Origin of the sequence: Rhodoferax lithotrophicus, assembly GCF_019973615.1 — a bacterium.
GTDB lineage: Bacteria > Pseudomonadota > Gammaproteobacteria > Burkholderiales > Burkholderiaceae_C > Rhodoferax > Rhodoferax lithotrophicus.
On record NZ_AP024238.1, the window covers coordinates 1,729,676 to 1,747,766 of the forward strand.

An 18,091-nucleotide genomic window follows, 5' to 3' on the forward strand; every position below is an offset into this window, starting at 1 on the left:
GTAGTGACGAAACCATGCTCCCAACAAGGTTAGAAAAATTCAGGTTCGAAGTGTGAAATCAATGAACAGGCTGTTCGTGTTGGTCTTTGCCCTGTTTGCACAGTTTGCGGCGAATGTGGGTGCAGCCGGTGTCTACTCCTTCGGGCCCGCCAACCAAAGAAGCCCATTGCTGACCGCACAGTACTGGAATCCCATCCTGAATTACGTTTCGCAGCGCAGTGGTGTTGGCCTGGAGCTTCAGGTGGCATCGACGGGTGATCGATCAAGTGAAGCCACCGTTCGGGGTGACTATGATTTTGTCTACAACAACCATCAATTCAAGCCCTCAGCGGCTGCACAGGGTTATTCGGCCATTCTTCGGCCGCGGGCGGAGGACATCACTGGTCAGATTGTGACCCTGGAAGATTCGCCCATCAAGAGCCTCAATGACTTGGCGGGCAAGACCATCGGCTTTGCCAATCCCCAGGCCTTTGCGGGGTATACCGTTCAAATGGATCATCTGATGCGGCTGGGCATTGAGGTTGTGCCCGTCTTTGGTGGCAGCCAACAAGGCATCATGGCCCAACTCAAGTCGGGTAACGTCATTGCTGCGGGAGTTAATAGCACCGTCATGCGGGAATTTGCCCAGCGCGAGAATCTGCGTTATCAGATCTTGTGGCAATCCCAGAGCTACCATGATCTGGCCATCTCGGTGCATCCCCGGGTGCCGGTCAAAGATGTAGAGGCTGTACGCAAAGCCTTCGCCGACATGGCAGAAGACCCTCAAGGGCAACAGATTCTTGAAGCCAGTGCCAAAGTCATCGCCCAGAAGCCGCCTTACGGGTTCTATCCGGCCACGCAAAAAGATTACCAGCCTTACCTGGATTTCTACCGGCGCAGCGTATTCAAAGGTGCTGACTGACATCATGTTGCAAAAGGCGTGGAATCCCTGGACACACCTGTCCTTTATTGCCCGCCTGGTGGTGACTGCCAGTGTTGCGCTGATCGTAGCCAGCGTGGTGATGCTGGTGACGGTGGCTTACGAGGAAACCGAGCAAGTCGAAGCCAACCTTGACCATGTCATGCTGGATCAACTGGCCATTTTGCCCACCACGCTCGCCGATTGGATTGTGGTGGGTGACTTTGCTGTGATCCAGGAGTCTCTGAACAGATTTGCCAGTCAACATGAAGTGGCATCCATCACCTACCGTTCAGCCAATGGTGCAAGTGTCACCAGCAAAGGGCAGCTCATGGAGCTGCAAGCGCCAGCCTGGTTTGCTGCGAAATTTGGCAAGCTGAATCCGGTGGGACGGACCAGCGTCAAGATTGGTGGCCGGGAATATGGAACGCTGGAAGTTGTTCTCACTGCGCATCAGGCGATCAATCAGGCCTGGTCTCGGCTGCAACGGCACATGGCCATTCTGGCGTTGGCGGTGGGGCTGGATTTTTTGGGCATCCTGTTTGTCTTGCGAAATGGATTGCGCCCGCTCTCGGTGCTGAATCAAGGTGCCCGCGCCTTGGCAGCGGGTGATTTAAAAACCCGCATTCCGCTGCAGGGCAGCCCTGAGATTGCCCATACCATTGCAGCGTTCAACCGCATGGCGGAGTCGGTTGAAAGTTCGCAAAACGCATTGCGCGAAAACCTGGATCGCATTGCGCTGGCGGCCAGCGTGTTTGAGCATGCCACCGAGGGCATCATCATTACCGATGCCCAGCAGCGCATTCTTGAAACCAACCCGGCTTTTAGCCATATCACTGGCTACAGTCGATCCGAGATGCAGGGTAAAACGCCTCGCCTGCTCTCATCCGGGCGGCATGATGTCAGCTTCTACGCAGCCATGTGGGACAGTATCCAGGGCAAAGGCCAATGGCATGGCGATATCTGGAACCTGAACAAGAACGGTGACGTGTTTCCCGAGCGGCTTTCCATCGTTGCGGTGCGTGATGCAGAAGGAAAGGTCGCGCACTACATTGGCATTTTTTCCGACATTTCTGAACTCGCCAGAAAGGTCACCGAGCGCACCAGTGAACTTGAGGCACTCAACCACAGGCTTGAGGCACTCTCCACCACCGACGGCTTGACTGGCATTGCCAACCGCCGCCGGTTTGATGATCGGCTGCTGACTGAATGGGCGCGGGCATTGCGGGGCGGGCATTCTGTCGCGCTATTGATGATGGATGTTGATCTGTTCAAGAACTACAACGATCACTATGGCCATCAGGCTGGCGACGAGTGTCTGCGCAGCGTGGCCAAAATTTTCGACTCGAACTCCCGCCGATCCAGCGATCTGGCGGCCCGTTACGGTGGTGAAGAGTTTGCGCTGATTGCGCCCGATACGGATGCCCCAAGTGCCCTACATCTCGCCGAAGTGATTCGACAGTCCATCGAGTCGCTTGGTCTGCCCCACGCCAAATCGCCATTCGGCAAGGTCACTGTCAGTATGGGTGTTTCAGTCATGACACCCGACGGGACTCAACAGCCGGAAATGCTGATTCACATGGCCGATGAGGCGCTGTACCTTGCCAAGAATCAGGGCCGCAACCGGGTGCTGCTGGCGCATGGGAAATGAATCGGGATTTTGAGCAGCAGAACACGGCTGTTTGGGTTGCCAAAAATGTGCTCTGGGCACGGGGTCGTTGCAATGACGGCTTGAATTGCCTGGACTTGTGGGCGGTTGGCTGACCCCATGTCTGCTGCGTCAGGTGGCGTAGAACAAGATATTTCCAGTGAAGAAACAATCGGCTTGGGTTAGGCCTGGGCTTGCCCAACAAACGGTTCAGATCGTTAGGCGCTTGCTTTTGCTTTTCTTCGGTGCCATAACTTGCGACCGCCCCAGACAGCAATAGCCAGTACGATAAGCCAGGGAATCAAAAAGGCAATGCCGGTAATCGCTATAGAAATGCCCCGTGAAAAATTGCCGCCAAAATCCGAAATTGCATAACCAATTGGCCTCCAGAACGCTTGATGTTCGACCGAGCGAATGGAGATATTGAGGATTTCGGTCTCCACACGTCGAACTAGGTGCGCATGCGTTCCCGCAAGAGCCTCGAGTTCGCTCTGAACTTGTGCGAGCTCGCGATTCACCTTGATGAGGGCATCAACGTCATTACTGGCCCGGCCAAGAATAGCTTCTAGCTTTGATCGGTAGTCCTTGAGCATGGCCAGCTTCTTCGAGGAATCTGCTATAGGGGCTTCCAGATCTTCAGCGGTAGTCGAATGATTGGTAACTTCGGCTTCTTTGCTGAGTGCAGCAACAATTTTCTTAATGCCATTGGGTTTGGCGCGGAACTTCAGCGAAGCTGACGCTGCACGCCCGGAGTTAATGCGGGACTCCAAAATGGCACAAAGGTCTTCAGTAGCTGCACGACAACCGGCCTGCGCCGCTTCGAAGATATCGGCAACTTTTCGTTCTTCGGCGTCTACCGACACGGAGTGCTCGTAGGCCAGGAAAGAGGAAGTCTTTCCTTCCCGTGCTTTGGCAATGGCTGGGGTCGGTGCCATCGCCGCCGATTCTTCCTTCTTGGCACACCCTGCCACAAGCACCAAGACCAACAAGGGAAGCAACAGATGTCTCATGAAAGCTCCGATGTGCTTAACGTTGGCGCTGCCCGGCACGCAACAACTGCCGTGAAGCGGCCTCCTGATGTTGCGTGTCCGTGACGAGCAACCTGTTAGCGTTCAGGCGCACAAAACTAATCTTCATTATTGGGAACCCAAACGAAATACTTTGGAACTTGTTTTGAACAGTTGTTGACGCACACAAATTGGTTCTTCTTTTGGGTATCCTTCTTGGCGTAAATTACCCCGCGCAAGAACGATGGATCGGCATTGGGCAAGCAAATTATGGCCACGGCCGCGTGCCTTTCTGGGAACAAAGAACACCCGGTGCCACGAATGCTCCCTGGCATCAACTGCCCGCGGTCCGTCCAAGTTTTAGGCTGTCTCAAAACGCGAATGCTTGAAGCTCTGATAGCCTCATCGTCAGCACCATCGACGGAAAAACTAAGCACAAAACCGCCCGGTCCTTGTTGATCGAGACCCACAAACTCTCCGTCTCCCCCGGCTGTTGCAGCAGCATTCAGGATTAGGCTTGATAAAAGAAAGAGCCAACGTAGTTTCATGAGCGCTAACGAATAGCGTTTATCCGCCGCGCTGCGATGCTTGAAGAGACCATAGATACCTCCCGCGGCTGATAAACCTTGTTGGACTGAACCGCCTGCGTGGACGCTGGCGAATAGGGGATTGAAAGCTTCTCCCCCGCTTGTGATGTCAGATCATAGCGGGACAGCAGCACAAATCTGTCGCCAAGCACCCCAGTTCACATGCAAAGCAGCACCCCATTGAACTCAGACAGCCCAGCTTTCGAACTGCACGCAGGGCTTTGCTAGTGACACGCACAAGCCCCGCCCCGCCAACCCCATGAGCAGCGTGCAAACCCCTGCAAATTGCAGCACCTTGTCCGTCCTTCACGGTGGCCCACGCTCCTGCGGCCAAGCCATCGCGCCTGGAGTTGGCAATTGTTTGGCCCCCGCTCAACACCTCAGCCGTTCGCAAGTGCCCTACTTTGCACACCGGGCACAGCCCCACGTCGATCCGGGCTACCCGCGCCATAAACCCTTGAGCCGACTCCAGCGCCTGTGGGTTGAGTGCTGGCATCTGTACGGCCAGCCGTGCCGCCTTGAGCTTCTTGCCCTTGCAGCTTGATGCCAGCACGCCATAGTGCCGAATACGCTTGACCCCGGTGGGCAACACATGCAACAGAAAGCGGCGCACAAACTCTGTGCCATCCATTGTGTGCAGGCGTTTGCCGCCCTTGTCATTGGCGCGCACCGTGAACGCCACTTCGCCCTTGTTGATGGAGCGAATCCGTTCGTTGCTGATGGCCGTGCGGTGCGTGTAACGGCTCAGGTATTCCAACACCTGGGCTGGGCCTCCCAGTGGGGCTTTGGCATACACCACCCAGTCATGTTTGTAGAGCCTGCGCTGTCGATCACACCAAGCATCAGCATCACCTTGCGGGTCGTGCGTGATGTCGCCCTTGTGGTGGGCGCGTGCCAGTGCTGCCAGAAACTTGCCCCGAAACACCTTGGACAAGGCCTGCACCGGAAACAGGAAGTCGGGCTTGCGTACCGGCGTGACCCATTGCCCCGTCTTGTCCAGCACCCCGCAGGCCATAGCCGCATGCACATGGATGTGATGCTGCAACTCTTGCCCCCAGGTGTGCAACACCAGGCTGAAGGCGGGTGTACCGCCCTTGGCCCCCATCCACTTCGGGTTAGCCGCAAACTCTGACAAGGTTTGTGCGGTGCAGGCAAACAAGGTGTCAATGACCCAACGCGGGTGCACGCCATACAGATCATTGAGGCTGTGCGGCAGGGTGAACACCAAATGCACATAGGGCACGTTCAGCACTTCGGACAGCCTGCCTTGCAGCCAGGCATCTTTGGCCCGTGCCCCGCACTGCGGGCAATGTCGGTTACGGCAGGAGTGGTATTGCCAGTGGCTGTGGCCACAGTGCTCACACTCAAGTCGCTTGCCACCCATGGCTGCGGTTCGGCAGGCAACGATAGCCCGCCAGGCTTTGGCCTGGGGTGTGTCGATAGCGCGTGGGTTGCCAGATGCGTTGAGCCGAACTGGCGCAGCACATCGGCCAAGGTGGCCATGCGGGGGAGCTGCAACCGTGAGCTTGAGCGCTTACAGCTTGGGCAGGCCCGCCAGCAGGTCTAGTGGATCAATGTCTTTGGGTGGGTGAAACTGCGGGCTGATCAAGTGCAGGTAGCGGCTGGTGGTGCTGATGTGGCCGTGGCCCAGCAGTTTCTGGATGGTGAAGAGATCGACGCCCCCTTCAAGCAAGTGGGTGGCAAAGTCGTGGCGCAGGGTGTGGATGCCGCCGCTTTTAGTGATGCCCGCGTGCTGGCGGGCGGCTCGGTAGGCGCGTTGGGCCGTGTCGATGCTGATGGGTTGCATGCCAGTGGCGTCGCAGAACAACCAGACTTTGGGGTGAAAGGTGCGCATGTAGGTGCGCAACAAACCCAGCAAGGTTGGACTCAGCAAGGTGTAGCGCCCCTTGCCCCCTTTGCCGCAGGCCACCCGGATGCACATGCGGTCATTGTGGCTGTCGATGTCACCCACGTGCAGGGCGCAGGCTTCGGACACCCGCAGTCCCGTGGCATAAATGGTTTGCAACAGCATGCGGTGCATGGGGTGCCAACAGATGGCAAACAGGCGGGCGATTTCCTCTCGGGCCAACAACTCCGGTTGTTTGTCCGGTGTCTTGGCCATCGGAATGTGAAACAGTGTTCGTTCATGGCCCAGTACCTTCTCGTACAAAAAGCGCGCTGCGCTGGCGGCTTGATTCATGGTGCTGTAGGAAAGGTGGCGCTCCTGGAGCAGGTGCAGCAAGTAGGCATCAACCTCTTGGGCTGTGTACTCGGCGGGGTCGCGTCGGTAGTGTTTGGCCATGCCATAAATGGCCTTGACGTAACAGTCTTGGGTGCTGGGACTAAAGCCACGAACCACCATGGCGTCGATCATGCTCTGGCGTAGAGGTCTCATGCTGCTATCTCCTTCAAAACCGGGGAACATTCCCCAGCCCGAAGGCTTCTCCTGCATCGCCTCAAATGCAAGCCACTTACCAACAAAAACGCGGCGCTGGCCTGCTTGAGACCCACCACCGCGCCAGCGGTTTAGTTCAACGTAATGTCCACGGCAAGACTTGCAAATTATTCTGGCCGCTGCGTATGAATCTGGTCACGAAATTCTCCTGAAAGTGGCTTGCAGCCTAGCTCACAAGCCGATGAACTGGATAAACAAATCACCAGGTATAGATTCCCCATAAAACCCGGCACACCACCTCTGCAATCAACCTGCCTACTGGACCCGTTGCGCGAGCACATTTGGTACATGCACGACAGCTTGAGCACTGAAAAGGTTGATTTGTACTGGGGTCGATTTTTCATTCGCTGGCATGGGTGCAATGGTCAGATGAAGGAATGAGCCGCTTCTTCCTCTCCTGATCAGGACGTGATGGGTGTGATCAACCGCGCCTGAACCCACCCCCGCAAGCTATTGACAAACGCCACCGCCTGCACCCGTGGCAGGTCTTCCAGCCGGATGACGGCTTCACGCAGGCGGCCTTGTTGCAGGGCCATTTCGCGCCCCACGCCGTCCAGCAGCCCGCAGTGCAGGGCGGGGGTGAGCCATTGGCCGTCGAGCTTGAGGGCGATGTTGCCCCGGGTGCATTCGGTCAATTCGCCTTGGACGTTGTAGAGCAGGGTGTCAAACACCTCGGGGTTGGTCGGGGCAAAGGCTTCGTAGTGGGCGCGGCGGGTGGTTTTGAAGCGGGTGAACTCGCTTTTGGTTGCTTCAAAAGGCGTAGCTGCTTGCGCAATCAGTACGGGGGCTAGAAGCTGATTATGTATAAATTTTTCGGCCTGCACCTGGCCGTTGGCCGCCAGCAGCAGGCGCACGCGCCAGACGTTGTGATCGGTATCGACTTCTGCCCGCAGCGCCTGCAAAGCGGCCTGAATGCTGTTCTCGTCAAACACATAGCCAAAATGCCTTGCAGCCCTTTTCAGACGTGCGAGATGCGCTATCAAATTGATGAATTCACCGCGCTCCAGCCGCAGGGTTTCGAGCAGCTCAAAGCCGGTGCTGGCGCGATCCAGAAAGGCGCGTTTGTGTTGCCATTCTTGCCATTCTGCTGCCGCAGAAGCATCAAAGGTGATGCCGCTGCCAATGCCGCAGCGTGCCGCCGGGCCGCGCAGGGTGACGGTGCGAATGGCGACATTGAAAGTGGCGTGGCCGCCGGGGCGCACCACGCCGATGGTGCCGCAGTACACGCCGCGTGGCTCGGGCTCCAGGGTTTGGAGGGTGCGCATGGCTTGCACTTTGGGTGCGCCGGTGATCGAGCCGCAGGGGAACAGGGCGGTAAAAACGTCAGTCAAGCGGATGCCGGGCCGGGTGTGGGCGGTCACGTCGGACACCATTTGAAACACGGTGGGCAGGGTTTGCACCTTGAACAGCTCGGGCACTTTCACTGAAAACGGCTCGGCGATGCGTGACAGGTCGTTGCGCAGCAGGTCAACAATCATCACGTTTTCGGCGCGTTCTTTGGGTGATGCTTGCATGGCCTGGGCCAGCGCGGCATCTTCTGCGGGGCTGTTGCCGCGTGGCGCGGTGCCTTTCATCGGGCGGGTCAATATTTGACCACTGTGCCGGTCAGCCCCCGGCTGCCAGTCGAAAAACAGCTCGGGCGAGACCGATAGCAGCTGCTCCAGGCCGGTATCGAAGTAGGCCGCGTAGCCCTGGGGTTGGGCGCGTTGCAGGCGGCTGAACAGCTCAAGGGGCGAACCGGTGAATTCGCCGGTTAATGGGGCGGTGTAGTTGACTTGGTAAAACTCTCCGGCTGCGATGGCCTGGTGGATGTGGGCCATGTGGGCCTCAAAGTCAGCGCGGCTGAGGGTGTTGCGCCAGCTGACCTGGGTGGTTTCTTGTGCACTGGTTTCATCGGGCCAGGGCAGGGCTTGTGGGTACACGCCAAACCAGGCCAGCGGGCCATCGGCCTGATGCACGGCCAGGGCGGCATCAAAGGCCGGGGCGGCTTCATACCGCAGGTAGCCCACGCACCAGAAGCCTTGTTGGCTCAGGGCACTCACCTGGTCGAGCAGGGGTTTGACTTCGGCCAGGGTCTGGGCCACCAGCGTCTGGAGCGGTGCGTCAAAAGCGCAGCGCAGGGTGGAGCCGCCGCCGTGCGGGTCGCAAAAATCAATCAGAACTTGCATGGAAATTTCAGGTATGGGGGATCAGCCCGCTGGCGGTGAGTGTCAGCACCCGGTCGGCACGCTGGGCGGCGGTGGCGGAGTGGGTCACCAGCACCATGGCCGCGCCGCTGGAGCGCATCTGGTGGATGAGGGCATCCATCACCCGCTCGGCGGTGCGGGGGTCGAGGTTGCCGGTGGGCTCGTCGGCCAGCAGCAGCTTGGGGGCGTGGATCAGGGCGCGGGCAATCGCCACGCGCTGCAACTGGCCGCCACTGAGCTGCTGCGGCAGTCGCTGGCCTAGTCCGTTCAGGCCCACGGCATCGAGCATGGCCTGCACCCGGGCATCGTCCGGGCGGCCCAGCAGCATCAGCGGCAAGGCCACGTTTTGCGCCACGCTCAGATGCGGCAGCACATGAAAGGCCTGAAACACAAAGCCGGTTTGGACACGGCGCAGGTGGGCCAATTGCTCGTCATTGAGCTGGCTCAGGTCTTGGCCGCCCAAACGCACGCTGCCGCTGTTCCAGTTGTCCAGCCCGGCCATGCAGTTGAGCAGGGTGGATTTGCCCACGCCGGATTCACCAACGATGGCCACAAACTCGCCCGCCGCCACGCGCAGGTTGACATGGCTGAACACCGGCACATTGCCGTACTGTTTGCTCAGGTGCTGGATGATGAGGGTCATGCGGGGATGTCCATGAACTGCTGAACCCGCTGGATCACCTGCGACAGCGCATCGGGCGTATCACAGGCCACCACCTGGCGCTCGGGCATGGAGCGCAGCCAGGTGATCTGGCGTTTGGCGAGTTGGCGGGTGGCGGCAATGCCTTTGTCGCGCAGCTCACTCATGGGCCACAGGCCGTCGAGCGCTTCCCAGGCCTGGCGGTAACCAACGCAGCGCATCGAGGGCAAGTCGGGGTGCAGGTCGCCGCGTGCGCGTAAGGCCTTGACCTCGTCCAGAAAGCCGTGTTGCAGCATGTCGTCAAAGCGCTGGGCAATCCGCTGATGCAGCCAGGCGCGGTCTTGTGGCTCCAGTGAGATCAGTATGTGGTGGGATTGAAAATTCAGATCATTTTGGGCTGTAGAGCTTGATTTGTATGCGCTGGCAGCTACTAAATTTGTAGTATTTTGTGGGGTTTGTGGCGAGCTGGATGCATTTTCACCAAATAGGCTTGTAGCGTCCGTAGATGTTGCGCAGGTTGCTACTTTTTTTGAAGTATGAAAAGACGACAAAGGCTGGCCGCTGGCGCGGTACACCTCCAGCGCGCGGGAGATGCGTTGGGAATCTGCCGGGTTCAGGCGTGCGGCGGTGAGGGGGTCAACCAGGGCCAGTTCGGCGTGCAGGGCGGGCCAGCCCAGGCTGGCGGCTTGTTGTTCGATCTCGGTGCGCAGGGCCGGGTTGGCGGGGGGCATGTCGTCCAGGCCATCACGCAGGGCCTTGAAGTACAGCATGGTGCCGCCCACCAGCAATGGCAGTTTGCCGCGGGTGGTGATCTCGCGCATCAAACGCCGTGTATCCAGCACAAATTCTGCGGCGCTGTAGGCGTTGAGCGGGTCGCGGATGTTGATCAGGTGGTGTGGCACGGCGGCCAGTTCGGCCGCGCTGGGTTTGGCGCTGCCAATGTCCATGCCGCGGTAGACCAGGGCCGAGTCAACGCTGATGATCTCCACCGGCCAGCGCTGGGCAATGGCCAAGGCGGCCGCAGTTTTGCCGGAGGCGGTGGGGCCAGCCAGCCCCACGTAGCGCGGCAGGGCTGGGTAGGGGGCTGTCTGACCTGGGGACCTGTGATTTGTCATGGTATCAAGGGGTTGCATGGGTCATGCAATGATATGCAGTAGTATTCATAGTCAGCCGAAGTCTGCGGCTGACTATCTGGCCTCGGTAATTATCAGGAGGTGACATGATTGATCGGTTCAAGTGCTGGTTGCGGCTTGCTGGATTTTGTGCCATGTTGGGTACGGGGGTCGTGACCCCTGCAGAAACGCTGACGGTGCTGACTGAAGAATTTCCACCCTACAACTACACCGACCACGGTAGTCTGACCGGTTTTAGTACCGAGGTTGTGCGAGCGGTGTTGCAGGAAGCCAAGATAGACGGTGTTTTTCAGTCCCAACCTTGGGCACGCGCCTACGAGACGGCCCAAAACGCAGAAGGTGTGCTGATCTATTCCATTGCCCGCTCTGCGCAGCGTGAGAAGTTGTTCAAATGGGTGGGCCAGATTGCGCCCACCCAGTTTTACTTGTTTTCATTGCCAAAGCGTCAGCTTGAATTCACTCAGCTGGAGCAAGCCAAAAGTTACCAGATTGCCACCGTGAATGAAGATGTGGGGGAGCAGTTTTTGATCTCCAAGGGGTTCAAGAAAGGCGAGAACCTGCAGTCCAGCGTCAAATACGAGCTGAATTACGAAAAACTCAAACATGGCCGGGTTGACCTGTGGGTGATGACGGAACTGGTGGCCGCCTATCTGGTGCGCCAGGCCGGTGATGACCCGGCACAACATCTGGCGCGCAGCTATGCCATTCGTGAACTTAGCGACGATGGGTTGTACATGGCTTTTGGTGCCAAAACGCCGGATGCCCTGGTGGAGCGTCTGCGTAAGGCATTAGCGACCATCAAAACCAATGGAAGCTACGATGCACTCAAAAAAAAGTGGCTTTAGGCGCTCATTGGGGACCCGGCTGGTATGGGCCACGCTGGGGTTTTGTGTCGCCTTCACCTTGCTGGCGGTTGCGGTACGGACTTATTCGGCCTGGAAAGAAGCCTGGACCAAGATGAATGCTGATTTGAGACTGGTTGAGCAGGTCTATCGGCAAACGCTGAGCAAGGCCATTTGGGAGCTGGACCGCGAGGCGTTGCTGGCGCACATGAACAGTGCCGCGCAGGTGAACGCCGTCGGGCGGATCACGCTCAAAATTTACTCCCAAACCCGTTCAACGGATGTCATTGAGCGAGTTGCCCCGGGTTGGCAGCCGTCCACACTGGCCCCGGTGCGCCGGCTTGACCTGGTGTACACCCCGTTTCCGGGGGGTGAGGAGCGGGTGGGTGAGCTGACGCTGGCGGGCGACGAGCGGGTGCTGTGGGCGCGCTTGCGTGGTGAAATTCTGAACATTGTCATGGCCCAGCTGTTGCAGTCACTGTTGCTGGCCGGGTGGATCATGCTGATGTTCAGCCGCACGGTGACGGTGTTTATCCAGCAGATTGCGCGCCACCTGGGCCAGCTCACACCGGACACCATGCACCAGCCCTTGCGGTTGGCGCGCAACCCGCAGCTCCAGGACGAACTCACGCTGCTGGAGAGTGGTGTTAACCAGTTGCAAGACAAGTTGGTGGGTTACCTGGCCCGCCAGCATCAATACGAAAACGAGCTGGGTGAGCACCGCGACCATCTGGCCGACATGGTGCAGGCGCGCACGGCCGAACTGGAGCACCTGGCGCAGGCCCAGCAACTGGTGTTGCGCTTGTCCAACCGGCTGATCCATGCCACGCATGAAACGTTTGATGCATGCCAGCGCGATTGCCTGGTTGAAGTAGCACGGCGGCTGGGTGCCCATCACGTGCTGTGGATCGTGCCTGTGGAGGGGCAAGCGGCTTTTCAATGTTATGCCGAGTGGCGATCAGACCAGGTTGATGGTGACGGCCACCATGTGCTGGCGCTGGAGGGGCTCACCCAGGTACCGGCCAGACTGGCGCGGGAAGAGTTGCTTTTTTTCTTCAGTCCGGCCGATATGCGGCAAAGCCTGGAACCCCGGGAGGCTGAGATTTTTCTGAGCCTGGCGGTGGGTGCCAATGCCTTGGCACTGCTGCGTGGTGACGAGGAAGACTACGGTATCTTGTATTTTGGTAAACCCGTGGGGCAGGATGACTGGCCACCAGAACAGCGTGCGCTGTTGTCCATGACGGTTCAAATGTTGCTGCACAGTGTGCGCCACAACGTGCAATTGACGCAAATTTCGCAGACCCAGAATGCCTTGCGCCAAGCCAATCGCCAGCTGGAAGTGTTGTCACGCCATGATGCGTTGACGGGCTTGTTGAATCGGCGGCATTTTGATGAGGTCAAGCTCGACGAGTATCAGCGCTCGCTGCGCAGCGGTCAGCCCCTGAGCTTGTTGATTTGTGACATTGATTATTTCAAGGCCTACAACGATCACTATGGGCATGCACGTGGTGACCAATGTCTGCAGGCGGTGGCCCTGGCCATGCAGACGGCCATTACCCGGGTTGGTGATGTTTTGGCGCGTATCGGTGGTGAAGAATTTGTGGTGCTGCTGCCTGCCACCTCCGTTGCTGCTGCTTGGGCCGTGGCTGAGCGGGTGCGTTTGGCGGTGCTGGATTTGCAGTTGCCACATGCCAAGTCCGATAGGGGGCCCTGGGTCACCATCAGCATTGGTCTGGCCCAGCTTCAGCCCGCAGTACACGCTGATTTTGACGCGCTGTTTCATGCGGCAGACCAGTCGCTGTACCGGGCCAAGGAAATTGGCCGCAATACCGTGGTATCCAGTCAGCTGGCATTTGAGCCACCCTAAGCCCAAACACCCCGTTGAACTTGTTCATGACGCAAGGAGCCGTGTGATGAAAAATGTTTTTCGAACCTGGTCTGGCGCTGCACCCCGTGCTCTGCTGATGGTGTGTGTGCTGGGTCTATCCATGGCCCGCGCCCAAACGCTCCAGGTGGTGACCGAGAGTACGCCCTACTCGTATTTGAAGGGTGACCGGGTGGCCGGCACGGCGACAGAAGTGGTTAGAAAAACCTTGCAAACTGCCGGTTTGAGCAACTTTCAAATCAGGATTTACCCCTGGGCGCGTGCCTATGACATGGCGCTGAATGAACCTGACGTGCTGATTTACCTGATTGCCCGCACGCCGACGCGTGAGTCGAAATTCAAGTGGGTGGGCGAGATCATGAAAATCCAGTACCACCTGTACCGGCTGCGCGAGCGCACGGATGTGGCGGTGAAAACACTTGTGGATGCCCAAAAATACACCATTGGTGTGATGCGTGATGACGTTCGCCAACAGTACCTTCAAAGCAAAGGTTTCAAGCGGCTGGTGGTTTCCGCCCAGGCAATTGACAATTTCAAAAAACTCATCGGGCACCAGGTGGATCTGATTCCCTTGGTGGAAGACGATACGACCATTTTTTGCGCCCAAGTCCATTTTGATTGCAGCGCATTGACGCGTGTGCTGACGCTGGAGGAGGCCTCCACCGGGCTTTACATGGCTTTCAGCAGCAGCACTGCCGATGAAACGGTGCAAAAAACCCGTGCTGCTTTTGACAAGCTCAAGGCCGATGGCACGGTACGCAAGATCATGCAGGAGAAACCTTGAGGGCTATGCGGTCTGGTTTCGGCAGAGTGTGGGTTCCCCATACTTTTGCACCAGTGTCCAGGCCGACAAGGCAATCCAGGCGGTCCAGAACCAGACTCCCAGCGTGAGTGGTTTCACCGAGCCATCCATGTGAGTGCCCAGCCAGCTGCCCATGGCAAAGGCCACCAGCATCATCAAAAAACCGTTCATGGCTGAAGCTGCCCCAGCGGCTTGTGGAAAAGGCCCGACGGCACCACTTTGGCCACAGGGCTGATGAACGCCGTGCCCCATCATGAACAACAGTTGCGCCGGCAGGATCGCCCAGATGTTTTGCACCCCCATCAGGCTGGGCACGGCCATCAGCGTTCCACCCGCCAGCGATAACATGCCCGCCCATTTCACTGCCCGGCGCACGCCAAATCGCGGTAACCAGTGGCGGCACAAAAATGTACCGGCCACATAGACCAGGGAATTCAGCGCCATCAGCGCACCGTACCCGGTTTTGCTCAAGCCCAGCACGTTCATGAAGACAAACGATGAGGTGGCCAGAAAGGTGAACAAGCCACCGTAGGAGGCTGCTGACAAGGCCGAAAAGGCCAGAAAAGTGGGGTGGCGCAAAATCAGTTTCCAGGTGGCCAGCAGCGTGGTGATTTGCATGGCTTTCGGGTTTTGCTGTTGCAGGGTTTCCTCAAACCGCGAGGCAATCAGCCCCAGGCACAACGCACCAAACAGCGCCAGTACCAGCATGGCGGCGCGCCAGTTGAACACCTCGGTCAGCAGCCCCCCCAGTGGTGCGCTCAGCAGGGCAATCACGCCCAGGCCGCTCAAGGCCTTGCTCATCACCCTGGCACCTTGCGTGGGTGCGTACAGGTCACGCACGATGGCACGGGCACACATCACGGCGGCCCCCATGGCGGCACCTTGCACCGCACGCCAGACAATCAGCGCCATCATGCTCGGGGCCAGGGTGCTGCCCACACCGGCCAATACATAAGCTCCCAGACCGGTCAGCAAAATCGGCTTGCGGCCAAACCGGTCGGACAGTGGCCCCCACACCAGTTGGGATACCCCAAATGCCAGCAGCAGGGCCGTCAGCGTCAACTGCGCTTGCGCCATGGGTGCGCCGAAGCTGCTGGTGAGTGCTGGCAGGGCAGGTAAATACAGATCGGTGGTAATGGGCTGCAAGCCCAGTAACAGGGAAAGCAGCAGCACGATGGTGCCAGCGGTCATGGCAGAGGCGGGGGGATGAACAGGCATGTGCCCAAGCGTAGCAGATCAACCACTCTGGGTGTTTTGTGCGGTGGTGATGGTGGCACGTTTGAGAAGGATCAAGCTTTTGCATAGGTTGCAGGGTCAAAATCTTGTCAACCCTCAATTCAAAAAAGGTTTCTTTTTGAAATTCAGCTGGAAATTACTCCTGCCCCATGGCGTGGTTTGGTTGGGTGTTTGTGTGACCATGGCCGCTTTTCTGTGGTGGAACCATCTGGTGATGCAGAAAGAATGGCAAGTGAACGAGCAAGCCACACGGCGCGAGCTCTCCAACCTGTCACGCTTGTCGCAGGAGCATGCCCGTCGCACTTTTTACGCGGCAGATCAGGCTTTGCAACTTGTTCGCACGCTGTATCTGCGCGATGGCATGAAGCTGGACTTGGCTGCACTGGTGCGCCAGAGTACGCTGGATACGGGCATTGTTCACCAGGTGGGCATCATGGACGCGTATGGCATTTACCGCCTGAGTAATTGGCCTGCAACGCCGCCAGTGGACTTGTCAGACCGGGCCTATTTCAAGGTGCACGTGGTGCGTGCCGCAGATGAGCTGTTTGTTTCAGCACCTGAGCAGAACCAGGTGTCTGGCAAATGGATGATCCAGCTCACCAGGCGCATCCATCACCCTGATGGTGTGTTGGCGGGTGTGGCGATGGTGTCGGTGGATGTGGACTATTTTTCAGATTTTTATGCCAGTCTTGACTTGGGTGAGCAGGGCGTGACCACGTTGGCTGGTCTGAATGGTGAGGTGCTGGCGCGGCGCAGCAAGGTTGCATCCGGCATGGGCATCAAGTTAGGCCATGCACCCGCGATGGACTTGCTGGCCCAAGGGCAACGTGAAGGTTTTTTTGAACACGTCTCACCCATTGACCGAGTTGAGCGCTTGCACCATTACCGCCAGGTGACCGGTTTCCCGTTGTTCATCACGGTGGCTTTTGGCCTGCAAGAGTACCGTGCCTACAAACAGTCTGAACAGCGTATGCGCTGGGGCATGGCGGCACTGGGCAGCGTGTTATTGCTGTCCCTGTCCGCCTTGTTTTCATGGCATCGCATGCGTGAACAGCGCTATTTCCATGAATTACAGGACAGCCATGAGCGCATGAACCTGACGCTCGACAGCGGCGGGGTTGGCTTGTGGGAGTGGGATCTGGCACAAGGTCACTTCTGGGTGGATGAGCGTTTGGAGGCTCTTCTGGGTTTTCATCCAGGCGAGATGGCGGTGGGTAACAGCGACTTCATGCATCGCCTGCATCCTGACGATACCGTTACCCTGAACCGGTTGCTCTCGCCGGTGCTCAAAGGTGATGTGCCACAACTGGTACTGGAGCACCGCCTGCGCCACAAGGACGGTCATTGGGTTTGGTTGACTGCCCGCGGCAAGGTGGTTCGGCGTGGAGAAGATGGCCGCGCGTTGCGTATGGTGGGAACCGACGTGGATCGCACGGAGCAAAAGCGTCTGGAAGAGGCTGCAAGGCAAAGCCAGGACTTGTTGCAAAACCTGACGGATCAGGTGCCTGCCGAGTTGTTCCAATTCAAGGTGCATCCAGATGGGCACAGTTGTTATCCCTATGCGTCCAAGCATTTTCTGGATTTTTATGGTTTGACGCTGGCGCAGGTGCAAAGTGATGCCTCGCTGGTATCAGCCTGGCAGCATCCTGATGATGTTGCCATGATCAAGCAATCGATCATTGAATCGGTCACCCAACTCACACCCTGGAAGCTGGAATACCGTCTGCGCTTGCCTGATGGCCGTGTCTGTTGGCGAAACGGGCACGCTGTGCCGCAAAAAATGGCAGATGGCAGTGTGGTTTGTTATGGGGTCATTTTTGATGTCACCGAACGCAAGCTGGTTGAGCAAGAGTTGAGTGTGGCTGCAGTGGCTTTTGAGTCCAGCTCGGCCATGGTGGTGAGTGATAGCCAGCAGCGTATCCTGCGGGTTAATCAGGCTTTTGTTGTGTTAACCGGGTATGCCGTCCATGAAGCGGTTGGACGATTCAGTGGGTTGCTGAATTCGGGGCGACAGGATGCGGCTTTTTACCAAGCCATGTGGCAAGTGATTGGCGAGAAAGGCTACTGGGAAGGCGAAATCTGGAACCGTCGTCAAAACGGGGATGTGTTTCTGGACTGGCTCTCCATCACTGTGGTGAAAGATGCCCAGGGCTGCGTGACGAACTATGTGTCCGTGCACAGCGACATCACGTTGCGCAAGCGCACCGAAGAAGAGGTGCACAAACTGGCTTTTTTTGATCCCCTCACCAACCTGCCGAACCGCCGTTTGTTGCAGGATCGTCTACAGCAATTGTGTGCCGCACGTGCCCGCAACAACCAATTGGCCGCAGTGTTGTTTGTTGACCTGGATAGATTCAAGCAGCTTAATGACACCCATGGGCATGACCAAGGCGACGATTTGTTGATTCAGGTGGCACAGCGTCTGCAGGCCTGTGTGCGTGAGGTGGATACCGTGGCCCGGCTGGGTGGGGACGAGTTTGTGGTGGTGCTGGCGCAGTTGGGCGAGGAGCTGCCGCAAGCCCAAGCCAGTGCGTTGTGGGTGGCACAAAAGATATTGAAGCTACTGGCAGAACCCTTTGACCTGCCCCGTGTGGGGTGGACGTTGTCAGCCAGTATTGGCGTGACCATGGTGGTGGAGCCCCGTGTTTTGCCAGAGGATTTGCTTAAACAAGCGGATGGTGCCATGTATGTGGCCAAAGCCGCTGGCCGCAACGCGGTGCGGATTTGGGGTGTGGTTTGATGCCTGGCTTCTACAAGAATGCTCAGGAGACA

At 57.9% G+C, this 18,091-nt stretch carries 13 protein-coding genes and 1 pseudogene; 6 read left to right on the forward strand and 8 right to left on the reverse strand.

The window, feature by feature from the left end:
- Nucleotides 1-61 precede the first annotated feature (61 nt).
- Complete coding sequence (locus tag LDN84_RS07990) at nucleotides 62-901, forward strand: phosphate/phosphite/phosphonate ABC transporter substrate-binding protein (RefSeq protein ID WP_223910864.1); 840 nt, start codon at nucleotides 62-64, stop codon at nucleotides 899-901.
- A 4-nt stretch (nucleotides 902-905) separates the two neighbouring features.
- A complete protein-coding gene (locus LDN84_RS07995) occupies nucleotides 906-2,549 on the forward strand; it encodes a diguanylate cyclase (protein WP_223910867.1) in 1,644 nt (547 codons plus the stop codon).
- A 215-nt stretch (nucleotides 2,550-2,764) separates the two neighbouring features.
- Here LDN84_RS07995 and LDN84_RS08000 read toward each other — a convergent pair whose 3' ends face one another.
- The 7 genes and pseudogenes from LDN84_RS08000 to miaA form a co-directional block, all read right to left on the reverse strand.
- Nucleotides 2,765-3,556 (reverse strand): DUF4349 domain-containing protein, encoded by a 792-nt coding sequence (locus tag LDN84_RS08000; RefSeq protein ID WP_223910871.1) that lies wholly within the window; start codon nucleotides 3,554-3,556, stop codon nucleotides 2,765-2,767.
- Between the two features lie 116 nt (nucleotides 3,557-3,672).
- Complete coding sequence (locus LDN84_RS08005) at nucleotides 3,673-4,101, reverse strand: hypothetical protein (RefSeq protein ID WP_223910873.1); 429 nt, start codon at nucleotides 4,099-4,101, stop codon at nucleotides 3,673-3,675.
- A gap of 345 nt (nucleotides 4,102-4,446) precedes the next feature.
- Nucleotides 4,447-5,643: pseudogene (locus LDN84_RS08010) on the reverse strand (IS91 family transposase).
- Nucleotides 5,644-5,674: 31 nt separating this feature from the next.
- Nucleotides 5,675-6,535, reverse strand: a complete 861-nt coding sequence (locus LDN84_RS08015) for a tyrosine-type recombinase/integrase (protein ID WP_223906651.1) — start codon at nucleotides 6,533-6,535, stop codon at nucleotides 5,675-5,677.
- A gap of 461 nt (nucleotides 6,536-6,996) precedes the next feature.
- Entirely contained in the window at nucleotides 6,997-8,763 is a 1,767-nt protein-coding gene (pabB, locus tag LDN84_RS08020) for an aminodeoxychorismate synthase component I (RefSeq protein ID WP_223910877.1), read from the reverse strand.
- Between the two features lie 7 nt (nucleotides 8,764-8,770).
- A complete protein-coding gene (locus LDN84_RS08025) occupies nucleotides 8,771-9,424 on the reverse strand; it encodes an ABC transporter ATP-binding protein (RefSeq protein ID WP_223910881.1) in 654 nt (217 codons plus the stop codon).
- The gene (miaA, locus tag LDN84_RS08030) at nucleotides 9,421-10,536 is read right to left on the reverse strand and encodes a tRNA (adenosine(37)-N6)-dimethylallyltransferase MiaA (protein WP_223910885.1); all 1,116 of its coding nucleotides are present in this window, start codon (nucleotides 10,534-10,536) and stop codon (nucleotides 9,421-9,423) included. The genes LDN84_RS08025 and miaA overlap by 4 nt, the downstream gene beginning before the upstream one ends.
- Before the next feature lie 104 nt (nucleotides 10,537-10,640).
- Between miaA and LDN84_RS08035 the strand changes: the two genes are divergently transcribed.
- From LDN84_RS08035 to LDN84_RS08045, 3 genes are read left to right on the forward strand one after another with little or no spacing between them, the layout of a single operon-like run.
- Nucleotides 10,641-11,399 carry a substrate-binding periplasmic protein gene (locus tag LDN84_RS08035; RefSeq protein WP_223910890.1) on the forward strand — a complete coding sequence of 253 codons (759 nt, stop codon included), beginning with the start codon at nucleotides 10,641-10,643 and terminating at the stop codon, nucleotides 11,397-11,399.
- The gene (locus LDN84_RS08040) at nucleotides 11,374-13,263 is read left to right on the forward strand and encodes a GGDEF domain-containing protein (protein WP_223910893.1); all 1,890 of its coding nucleotides are present in this window, start codon (nucleotides 11,374-11,376) and stop codon (nucleotides 13,261-13,263) included. Before LDN84_RS08035 ends, LDN84_RS08040 begins: the two co-directional genes overlap by 26 nt.
- 46 nt (nucleotides 13,264-13,309) lie before the next feature.
- Nucleotides 13,310-14,065, forward strand: coding sequence for a substrate-binding periplasmic protein (locus tag LDN84_RS08045; protein ID WP_223910896.1), 756 nt, complete (start codon nucleotides 13,310-13,312; stop codon nucleotides 14,063-14,065).
- A gap of 3 nt (nucleotides 14,066-14,068) precedes the next feature.
- Here LDN84_RS08045 and LDN84_RS08050 read toward each other — a convergent pair whose 3' ends face one another.
- Nucleotides 14,069-15,301, reverse strand: a complete 1,233-nt coding sequence (locus LDN84_RS08050; protein WP_223910899.1) for a multidrug effflux MFS transporter — start codon at nucleotides 15,299-15,301, stop codon at nucleotides 14,069-14,071.
- 136 nt (nucleotides 15,302-15,437) lie between these two features.
- Here LDN84_RS08050 and LDN84_RS08055 point away from each other — a divergent pair, with 136 nt between their 5' ends.
- Nucleotides 15,438-18,059 carry a sensor domain-containing diguanylate cyclase gene (locus LDN84_RS08055; RefSeq protein ID WP_223910902.1) on the forward strand — a complete coding sequence of 874 codons (2,622 nt, stop codon included), beginning with the start codon at nucleotides 15,438-15,440 and terminating at the stop codon, nucleotides 18,057-18,059.
- Nucleotides 18,060-18,091 lie beyond the last annotated feature (32 nt).